Genomic DNA, 9265 nt, shown 5'->3' on the forward strand with positions numbered 1-9265 from the left:
ATCCGCACCGTGTGTCAGTTGACCTGCTGTCTCCCCGGGCATCCTGTGGGGGGGCTGTCACTTCGTCTAGTATTGGGGGCCGCCCGTTTGCAGTCACCCCGCGCGCTGAAACGAATGAATCTTCTTAGCGTGGGTTCATGAACCACACGCCGCGCATCCGTCCCGTAGTGAGCTGCACTCTGCTGGTCGTGACCCTGGTCGCAGGGGTGACCGCCTGTGGGGGGTCCGATGGCCATCCGCTCTCGGCGAAGCCGTACGACGCGGCGGACGAGATCTCCTTCAACGCCCCCGACGGCGGCAAGAAGGTCGACCCGGACAAGCCCCTCGAAGTCAACGTCGACGATGACGACGGCCGGATCACCGATGTGACGGCCGTGGACACCGCAGGACGCCATCTGGCGGGCGAACTCGACGCCGACGGGCACCGGTGGCACTCCACCGCCCCGCTCGCCGCAGGCACCCGCTACACCGTCAAGGTCAGCATGGAGGACGGTGACGGCTCTCCAGGCAGCCGTACGGTCTCCTTCGACACCGCCTCCGCAAAGAAGTTCCTGAAGGTCACCTTCGGCCCTCAGGCGGGCACCTACGGCGTCGGACAGCCCGTTACGGCGCAACTCAGCGCCCCGGTCGCCGACAAGGCGGCCCGCGCCACCGTCGAGCGGGCGCTGAAGGTGCGCTCCACGCCCTCGGTGACCGGCTCCTGGTACTGGGTCGACGACAAGACGCTGCACTACCGGCCGCAGGAGTACTGGCCGGCGAAGGCCACCATCCAGGTCAGCAGCAACCTGTCCGGCATCAAGGTGACCAACGCGCTGTACGGGGCCCCCACGAAGGCGTTGAAGATCACAACCGGTGACCGTATCGAGGCCGTCACGGACGCCTCGGAACACTCCATGACGGTCAAGCGCAACGGAGAAGTGATCAACACCATTCCGGTGACCACGGGCAAGCCCGGCTTCTCCACCCGTAACGGCGTCAAGGTCGTGCTGGGCAAGGAGTACTACGTACGTATGCGCGGGGAGACCATCGGCATCGCCGAGGGTTCGAGCGACTCGTACGACCTGCCGGTCTACTACGCGACCCGGGTCACCTGGAGCGGCGAGTACGTGCACGCGGCCCCCTGGTCCACCGGATCGCAGGGGTACGCGAACGTGAGCCACGGCTGCACCGGCATGAGCACCAGCGAGGCGGAGTGGTTCTACAACACCGTGCGCGAGGGCGACATCGTCAAGGTCGTCGGCAGCGAGGGCGAGACCATGACGCCCTTCGACAACGGCTACGGCGACTGGAACCTGTCCTGGGCGAAGTGGCAGAAGGGCAGCGCACTGAACAACGACAGCGACACCACCGCGGACCGGGTCGACACGGTCCGGGCGGCGCGGCTGCGCCCCCAGGTCTGACGGCCGGGGGTGCGCTGCCCCCAGGAGGGACAACCAGGAGAAGGCGGGGCCTCATGCCTCCACGGAGAGCCTGCTGCGCAGCAGGGAGGCCAGGGCGTCCGCGAATCCGACCGGTTCGACCGGAAGGGTCACCGAGGCGTCCGCACGGCTCCAGGTGGCCAGCCAGGCATCCTGCGGGCGCCCGATCAGCAGCAGCACCGGCGGGCAGCGGAAGATCTCGTCCTTGATCTGCCGGCAGACGCCCATGCCGCCCGCGGGGGCCGTCTCGCCGTCCAACACGCAGACGTCGATGCCTCCGTGGTCCAGCGCGTCCAGGACGGCGGGCAGGGTGGCGCACTCGAGGAACTCCACCGGCGGCACATCCGCCGCGGGCCTGCGCCCTGCTGCCAGCCTCACCTGCTCACGGGTGTGTGCGTTGTCGCTGTAGACCAGGACCGTGGCGGTCGGCTGCATTGTTCCTCCGTGACGTCTGTGTCTTCGGGGCTCTCGGGGCTCTCGGTGCATGAGGGCTGTCCGATGCGCGGATCGTACTCCGCCCGACAGCCTGTCAGCACCGCCCGGGACAGCGGATCCATGGGCCGTTCGGGGAGGACACACCCCTCTGACACACCGAACGGCACCCCCCGGAGTGAGGGCGGGATAAGCGACCGACATAATGTCGGTCGTGGCGACAGCAACGACAGTAGAAACCGGGCACGCGCACCCGTCGGTCAATCGGCCGAACCTCACCAGCGTCGGAACCATCATCTGGTTGAGTTCCGAGCTGATGTTCTTCGCGGCCCTCTTCGCGATGTACTTCACCCTGCGATCGGTGACCGGACCAGATCACTGGAAGGAAATGGCGTCGTCCCTGAACGTTCCGTTCTCGGCGACGAACACGACCATCCTGGTGCTCTCCTCACTCACCTGCCAGCTCGGCGTCTTCGCCGCGGAGCGGGGCGATGTGAAGAAGCTCCGCGCCTGGTTCGTGATCACTTTCGTGATGGGTGCGATCTTCATCGGAGGCCAGATCTTCGAGTACACCGAGCTGGTGAAGAAGGACGGCCTCTCGCTGTCCTCGGATCCGTACGGCTCGGTGTTCTACCTGACCACTGGCTTCCATGGTCTGCATGTGACAGGCGGTCTCATCGCCTTCCTGTTCGTTCTGGGCAGGACATACGCAGCCAAGAGGTTCACCCATGAACAGGCGACCGCTGCCATCGTCGTGTCCTATTACTGGCACTTCGTCGATGTTGTGTGGATCGGCCTTTTTGCCACGATCTACTTGATCAAGTAACCGGGCCCGAGCCCGAACCGCATCCAGCATCGACGCAGAAGATCCTGACACCGGGGTAATCCGTGAAAAAGCTCTCCGCACGACGACGCCATCCGTTGGCGGCGGTCGTCGTACTACTCCTCGCGCTGGCGGCCACTGGGGGCCTGTACGCCGCGTTTGCGCCCGCGAGTAAGGCGCAGGCCGACGACACCGCCCAGTCCCTCGCCATTGACGAGGGCAAGAAGCTGTACTCCGTCGGTTGCGCCAGCTGCCACGGAACCGGCGGTCAGGGCACCACCGACGGGCCCCAGCTTGTCGGCGTGGGCTCCGCCGCCGTGGACTTCCAGGTCGGTACGGGCCGTATGCCGGCGCAGCAGCCGGGCGCCCAGGTACCGAAGAAGAAGGTCATCTACACCCAGGCCGAGATCGACCAGCTCGCGGCGTACGTCGCGTCGCTCGGCGCCGGCCCGATCGTTCCGACCAAGAGTCAGGTCAGCCCCGAGGGCGCGGACATCGCCAAGGGCGGCGACCTGTTCCGTACCAACTGCGCGCAGTGCCACAACTTCACCGGCGAGGGCGGTGCCCTGACGAAGGGCAAGTCCGCCCCCAGCCTTGAGGGCGTGGACCCGAAGCACATGTACGAGGCCATGCAGACCGGACCTCAGAGCATGCCGTCCTTCCCGGACACGACGATGCCCGAGCAGCAGAAGAAGGACATCATCGCGTACGTCCGGACCGTGAACAGCGCAGAGGCTGAGAGCCCCGGCGGCCTCAAGCTCGGCGGTCTCGGTCCGGTCAGCGAGGGTCTGTTCGGCTGGATCTTCGGGCTCGGCGCACTGATCGCAGTTGCCGTCTGGGTCGCGGCCCACACCGCTAAGGCCAAGAAGTCATGAGTAGCCAAGAGAATCCAGAAGAGAACCTGCCCGCAGAGCAGGACCCCGCGCACGGCGCGGTGGAGGGCGCGGACGACCCGTTCGCCGACCCGGGGCTGCCGGCCCACCAGCCGCGCATCCAGGACATCGACGAACGGGCCGCGGACCGGTCCGAGCGCGTGGTCGCGTTCATGTTCACGCTGTCCATGCTGGCGACGGTCGGCTTCATCGCCTCCTACGTCATCTTCCCGGTCGACAAGATCGTCTACATCTTCCCGTTCGGTCATGTGAGCGTGCTCAACTTCTCCCTGGGTCTGACCCTGGGCGTGGCGCTCTTCGCGATCGGCGCGGGAGCCGTCCACTGGGCGCGCACCCTGATGTCCGACGTGGAGGTCGCCGACGAGCGGCACGAGATCGCGGCCGAGCCCGAGGTCAAGGCGAAGGTTCTCGCCGACTTCGCGGCAGGTGCCGAGGAGTCCGTGCTCGGCCGGCGCAAGCTGATCCGTAACACCATGTTCGGCGCGCTGGCCCTGGTGCCGCTCGCCGGTGTGGTGCTGCTGCGCGACCTCGGTCCGCTGCCGGAGAAGAAGCTCCGTTCGACGCTGTGGGCCAAGGGCAAGCAGCTCATCAACATGAACACCAACGAGCCGCTTCGTCCCGAGGACGTGGCCGTCGGTTCGCTCACCTTCGCCATGCCCGAGGGCCTGGAGGAGGACGCGCACGACTTCCAGACGCAGATCGCCAAGGCTGCGCTGATGATCATTCGCATCGAGCCGTCCAACATCAAGGACAAGCGCGAGCGCGAGTGGGCCCACGAGGGCATCGTGGCCTTCTCGAAGATCTGCACCCACGTCGGCTGCCCGATCAGCCTGTACGAGCAGCAGACGCACCACGTGCTCTGCCCGTGCCACCAGTCAACCTTCGACCTCTCCGACGGCGCCCGCGTCATCTTCGGTCCGGCCGGTCACGCCCTCCCGCAGCTGCGGATCGGCGTGAACAGCGAGGGCAACCTCGAGGCGCTCGGTGACTTCGAAGAGCCCGTCGGTCCTGCATTCTGGGAGCGCGGATGAGTACTGCGACCGATACGAAGCGCAAGGCACCCGCCGGTGAGAAGATGGCCGACTGGGCGGACGGCCGGCTCGGGATCTACTCCCTGGCCAAGTCCAACATGCGCAAGATCTTCCCGGACCACTGGTCCTTCATGCTCGGTGAGATCTGCCTCTACAGCTTCATCATCATCATCCTCACGGGTGTGTATCTGACGCTGTTCTTCCACCCGAGCATGGCTGAGACCGTCTACCACGGCCCGTACGAGCCCATGCAGGGCATCCGGATGTCGGAGGCCTACGCCTCGACGCTGGACATCAGCTTCGACGTCCGCGGTGGTCTGCTGGTCCGGCAGATCCACCACTGGGCCGCGCTGATCTTCCTGGCCGGCATGTTCGTGCACATGATGCGCGTCTTCTTCACGGGTGCGTTCCGCAAGCCGCGTGAGATCAACTGGCTGTTCGGCTTCCTGCTGTTCGTGCTCGGTATGTTCACCGGCTTCACCGGCTACTCGCTCCCGGACGACCTGCTCTCGGGTACGGGTGTCCGGTTCACCCAGGGCGCGATCCTGTCGATGCCGGTCGTCGGCACCTACATCTCGATGTTCCTGTTCGGCGGGGAGTTCCCGGGCGGCGACTTCGTCGCACGGTTCTACTCGATCCACATCCTGCTGTTGCCGGGCATCATGCTCGGGCTGCTGGTGGGCCACCTCATCCTGGTCTTCTACCACAAGCACACGCAGTTCGCGGGTCCCGGACGGACCAACAAGAACGTCGTCGGCATGCCGCTGCTGCCGGTGTACATGGCGAAGGCCGGAGGCTTCTTCTTCCTCGTCTTCGGCGTCATCGCCGTCATCGCGGGCATCGCCTCGATCAACCCGATCTGGGCCATCGGCCCGTACCGCCCGGACCAGGTGTCCACCGGCGCCCAGCCCGACTGGTACATGGGCTTCGCCGAGGGTCTGGTCCGCGTGATGCCTGGCTGGGAGATCAACCTCTGGGGTCACACGCTCGTCCTGGGCGTGCTCATCCCACTGGTGCTGTTCGGTGTGATCCTGGGTGCGATCGCGATGTACCCGTTCATCGAGTCCTGGGTCACCGGCGACAAGCGCGAGCACCACATCCTGGACCGCCCGCGCAACGCCCCGACCCGGACGGCCTTCGGCGTCGCCTGGATCACGGTGTACTTCATCGGGCTGGTGGGCGGCGGTAACGACCTCTGGGCGACGCACTTCCATCTGTCGTTGAACTCGATCTCCTGGTTCGTCCGGATCTTCTTCTTCGTCGGACCGGTCCTCGCGTTCATCGCCACCAAGCGGATCTGCCTCGGCCTTCAGCGCCGGGACAAGGAGAAGGTGCTGCACGGGCGCGAGTCCGGGCTCATCAAGCGCCTGCCGCACGGTGAGTTCGTCGAGGTCCACGAGCCGCTGTCGCCCGGGCAGCTGCACACGCTCACCGCGCACGAGCAGTACGCGCCGGTCGAACTCGGCCCCGAGGTCGACGAGAACGGTGTCAAGCGCAAGGTGTCCCCGGTGCAGAAGGTGCGGGCCAAGCTCAGCAAGGGCTTCTACGGCGAGAGCAGCCAGATCGCCAAGCCTTCCGCCGAGGAGTACAAGGAGATCACCAGCGGCCACGGCCACCACTGATCACCTGATCGTCTGAACTGATCGCCACAGCAGGAGCCCCGTCCATCGCATGGACGGGGCTCTTCGCTGTCCCCGGGGCTCGATAGGGTGGTCCCATCCCCTTATCGGCTGTGGACCCCAGGAGCGGACCATGAACGTTGTGACCCCGGTCGGCGGCGACAGCGTGGCGGCTCGTTCCTGGCCGGGCGTGCTGACTCCGCTGCTGCGCGGCGAGGACCTGAGCGCCGACGACACCGCGTGGGCGATGGACCGCATCATGAGCGGCGAGGCGACCGACGTGCAGATCGCCGGCTTCGCGGTGGCGCTGCGCTCCAAGGGCGAGACGGTCACGGAGGTCTCCGGTCTGGTCCGTGCGATGTACGAGCACGCCGTCACCATCCACGTGCCCGGCCGCACGGTCGACATCGTCGGTACCGGCGGGGACATGGCCAAGACGGTCAACATCTCCACCATGTCCGCGATCGTCGTGGCGGGGGCCGGGGCCAAGGTCGTCAAGCACGGCAACCGCGCCTCGTCCTCGGCCAGTGGCTCGTCCGACGTCCTGGGCAAGCTGGGCGTCAATCTGGACCTGCCCCCGCAGCGCGTCGTGGAGGTGGCCGAGGAGGCGGGCATCACCTTCTGCTTCGCGGTGAAGTTCCACCCCGCCCTGCGCTACGCGGCGAAGGCGCGGTCGGAGCTGGGCGCGCCGACCACCTTCAACATTCTGGGCCCGCTCACCAACCCGGCCCAGGTGCGCTCCCAGGCCATCGGCGTCGCCGACCTGCGGATGGCTCCCATCGTCGCGGGCGTCCTCGCCGAGCGCGGCAACTCCGCGCTGGTGTTCCGCGGCGACGACGGACTGGACGAGCTGACCACCACCGCCACCTCCCGGGTCTGGACCGCCCGGGACGGCATCGTGCGCGAGCAGGCCTTCGACCCGCGTGACGTCGGCATCGAGCTGGTGCCGGTGGAGGCGCTGCGGGGCGCCGATGCCTCGTACAACGCCGATGTGGCCCGCAGGCTGCTGGCCGGTGAGACCGGTCCCGTACGGGACGCGGTCCTGCTCAACTCGGCGGCGGCCCTGGTCGCGCTGGACCCGGGGGAGGGCACGCTCAACGAGCAGCTCATCGCCAAAATCGCCAAGGCCGCCGAGTCCATCGACTCCGGGGCCGCCGGGCACGCTCTGGAGAGATGGGTCAGGGCGAGCAACGCCTGAGAGTACGGAATGTGAGCCAGGGCGCAGTCCAGATCATGGACTGCGCCTTGCGCGTCCGTGCACGTATGGCAAGATGCTGGGCAGGTCATGAGTGACAGCGACTACGGCCCCGGCCCGCTGTCCGGCAACCCTCCGTCCGTGGCGGGGTGCCCCGGGTGAAGACCAGGCCGTAGGCAGCGAGGTCTGCGGCAAGCGCGGACCCCTCGACGTCGCGAGACGTCCACCCGTGGGGTCCTGGTCCTCAGGGAGCCTCTGTGAGCAAGCGAATGCGATAGGGCTTTTCGGCCCTCCTCCGCACACCCTCTCTTCTTCCCTCCGTGCTGCCGCGTACCCGCAGGCGCCCGGAATTCGCCTGCCTGTAACGGGAGTTCGTCATGTCTGTCTTCACCGCTGCCACCGACCAGTCCATTTGTGCGCCTCTGCCGGTTCTGGGCAAGGATGTGACGGTTCCGCTGGTGACCGGCGGTGAGGTCACGTACGCCGCGCTCGACTACGCCGCCAGCGCGCCGGCCCTGCAGCGGGTGTGGGACGACGTCGCCGCCTACGCGCCGTACTACGGCAGTGTCCACCGCGGTGCCGGATACCTCTCACAGCTCTCCACGGATCTCTTCGAGTCCAGCCGCGTCACCGTCGCCGAGTTCCTCGGCTGCCGCGAGGACGACCAGGTGGTCTTCACCCGGTCGACCACCGACTCGCTCAACCTGCTGGCCGCCGCCGTGCCCGCCGACTGCCAGGTGTTCGTCTTCGAGACCGAGCACCACGCGTCGCTGCTGCCCTGGCGCGACGCCCGGGTGACCTACCTGAACGCCCCGCGTACCCCCGCCCAGGCCGTCGCCACGCTGGAGCGGGCCCTCGCCGGCCGCGACCCTTCCCCAAGCTCTCAGCTTCGTTCGAGCGGGGGAGGCCCCATTGGCCCCGCGCTGGTCTGCGTCACCGGCGCGTCCAACGTCACCGGTGAGCTGTGGCCGGTCAAGGAACTCGCCGCCGCCGCGCACGCCCACGGCGCCCGGATCGTGCTGGACGCCGCCCAGCTGGCCCCGCACCACCCCGTCGACATCGCCGAGCTGGACGTCGACTGGGTCGCCTTCTCCGGACACAAGCTGTACGCGCCCTTCGGCTCGGGCGTCCTCGCGGGCCGCTCCGACTGGCTGCGCGACGCCGAGCCCTACCTGGCCGGCGGCGGCGCCTCCCGCAAGGTCGCCCGACGCACCGACGGCGGGGTGGACGTCGAGTGGCACACCACCGCCGCCCGCCACGAGGCCGGCTCGCCCAACGTCATCGGCGTCTACTCCATCGCGTCCGCCTGCAAGGCGCTCACCGAAGCCGGATTCGACAGCCTGGTCGCCCGGGAGCAGCAGCTGGTCTCCGAGGTCCGTGCCGGACTCGCCGGGGTCCCCGAGGTCAAGGTGCTCTCGCTGTTCGGCGACGACGCCCCGCGGGTCGGCGTCATCTCCTTCGTGGTGGAGGGATGGAACAGCTCACACTTCGCAGCGGCGCTCTCCGCCGAGTACGGCATCGGGGTGCGCGACGGACTGTTCTGCGCCCACCCGCTGGTGCGCACGCTGCTCGGCAGCGACCCGCAGGAAGTCGGCGAGTGCGGAGCCCCGGAGGCCGAGCCGGGCGAGCGGTCGCTCAACGCGATCCGGGTCAGCTTCGGCGCCGGCACGCCGGACGAGCACATCGAGCGTTTCCTGCGGGCCGTCAAGGAGCTGGTGAGCGAGGGCGCCCAGTGGAAGTACCGCACCGAGGACGGCCGTTGCGTCCCGGACCGGGGCACCGCCCAGGTCTGAGCCTCGTATATACGTCGGGCTTCGAGGCCCGTTCCTTCCGCCTGCGACGGGTGACGATCCC

8 protein-coding genes and 1 riboswitch are annotated in these 9265 nt (G+C 67.7%); of the genes, 7 read left to right on the forward strand and 1 reads right to left on the reverse strand.

The features are described from left to right. Positions 1–137 precede the first annotated feature (137 nt). Positions 138–1400: an Ig-like domain-containing protein gene (locus tag ACFVW8_RS36810; protein WP_389697979.1), complete on the forward strand. Its 1263-nt coding sequence runs from the start codon at positions 138–140 to the stop codon at positions 1398–1400. Between the two features lie 51 nt (positions 1401–1451). Here the strand turns inward: ACFVW8_RS36810 and ACFVW8_RS36815 are convergent, their stop codons facing one another. Next, entirely contained in the window at positions 1452–1853 is a 402-nt protein-coding gene (locus ACFVW8_RS36815; RefSeq protein ID WP_389697981.1) for a hypothetical protein, read from the reverse strand. Between the two features lie 202 nt (positions 1854–2055). On the opposite strand from ACFVW8_RS36815, the gene ACFVW8_RS36820 reads away from it, so the two are divergent. The 6 genes from ACFVW8_RS36820 to ACFVW8_RS36845 all read left to right on the forward strand — a co-directional run bounded on the left by ACFVW8_RS36820 (position 2056) and on the right by ACFVW8_RS36845 (position 9204). Next, the gene (locus ACFVW8_RS36820; protein WP_024494183.1) at positions 2056–2676 is read left to right on the forward strand and encodes a heme-copper oxidase subunit III; all 621 of its coding nucleotides are present in this window, start codon (positions 2056–2058) and stop codon (positions 2674–2676) included. 62 nt (positions 2677–2738) lie between these two features. Next, on the forward strand, positions 2739–3548 hold the full coding sequence (locus ACFVW8_RS36825) for a c-type cytochrome (protein ID WP_389697983.1): 810 nt from the start codon (positions 2739–2741) through the stop codon (positions 3546–3548). Beyond that, positions 3545–4597, forward strand: a complete 1053-nt coding sequence (locus ACFVW8_RS36830; RefSeq protein WP_389697985.1) for a Rieske 2Fe-2S domain-containing protein — start codon at positions 3545–3547, stop codon at positions 4595–4597. Before ACFVW8_RS36825 ends, ACFVW8_RS36830 begins: the two co-directional genes overlap by 4 nt. Continuing rightward, positions 4594–6219 carry a cytochrome bc complex cytochrome b subunit gene (locus tag ACFVW8_RS36835; protein ID WP_389697987.1) on the forward strand — a complete coding sequence of 542 codons (1626 nt, stop codon included), beginning with the start codon at positions 4594–4596 and terminating at the stop codon, positions 6217–6219. The genes ACFVW8_RS36830 and ACFVW8_RS36835 overlap by 4 nt, the downstream gene beginning before the upstream one ends. A 130-nt stretch (positions 6220–6349) precedes the next feature. Continuing rightward, positions 6350–7414: an anthranilate phosphoribosyltransferase gene (trpD, locus tag ACFVW8_RS36840; protein ID WP_389697989.1), complete on the forward strand. Its 1065-nt coding sequence runs from the start codon at positions 6350–6352 to the stop codon at positions 7412–7414. A gap of 83 nt (positions 7415–7497) precedes the next feature. Further along, a riboswitch (SAM riboswitch) is annotated at positions 7498–7615 on the forward strand. 173 nt (positions 7616–7788) lie between these two features. Then, on the forward strand, positions 7789–9204 hold the full coding sequence (locus tag ACFVW8_RS36845; RefSeq protein WP_389697991.1) for an aminotransferase class V-fold PLP-dependent enzyme: 1416 nt from the start codon (positions 7789–7791) through the stop codon (positions 9202–9204). Positions 9205–9265: the final 61 nt, after the last annotated feature.

The sequence above is a fragment of the Streptomyces sp. NPDC058221 genome, assembly GCF_042882365.1.
Classification (GTDB): Bacteria; Actinomycetota; Actinomycetes; order Streptomycetales; family Streptomycetaceae; genus Streptomyces.

Excerpts from the sequence above, each read along its gene's own strand:
- trpD (WP_389697989.1), top strand. The coding sequence starts at position 6,350 with ATGAACGTTGTGACCCCGGTCGGCGGCGACAGCGTGGCGGCTCGTTCC.
- ACFVW8_RS36845 (WP_389697991.1), top strand. The coding sequence starts at position 7,789 with ATGTCTGTCTTCACCGCTGCCACCGACCAGTCCATTTGTGCGCCTCTG.
- ACFVW8_RS36835 (WP_389697987.1), top strand. The coding sequence starts at position 4,594 with ATGAGTACTGCGACCGATACGAAGCGCAAGGCACCCGCCGGTGAGAAG.
- ACFVW8_RS36820 (WP_024494183.1), top strand. The coding sequence starts at position 2,056 with ATGTCGGTCGTGGCGACAGCAACGACAGTAGAAACCGGGCACGCGCAC.
- ACFVW8_RS36815 (WP_389697981.1), bottom strand. The coding sequence starts at position 1,853 with ATGCAGCCGACCGCCACGGTCCTGGTCTACAGCGACAACGCACACACC.
- ACFVW8_RS36830 (WP_389697985.1), top strand. The coding sequence starts at position 3,545 with ATGAGTAGCCAAGAGAATCCAGAAGAGAACCTGCCCGCAGAGCAGGAC.
- ACFVW8_RS36810 (WP_389697979.1), top strand. The coding sequence starts at position 138 with ATGAACCACACGCCGCGCATCCGTCCCGTAGTGAGCTGCACTCTGCTG.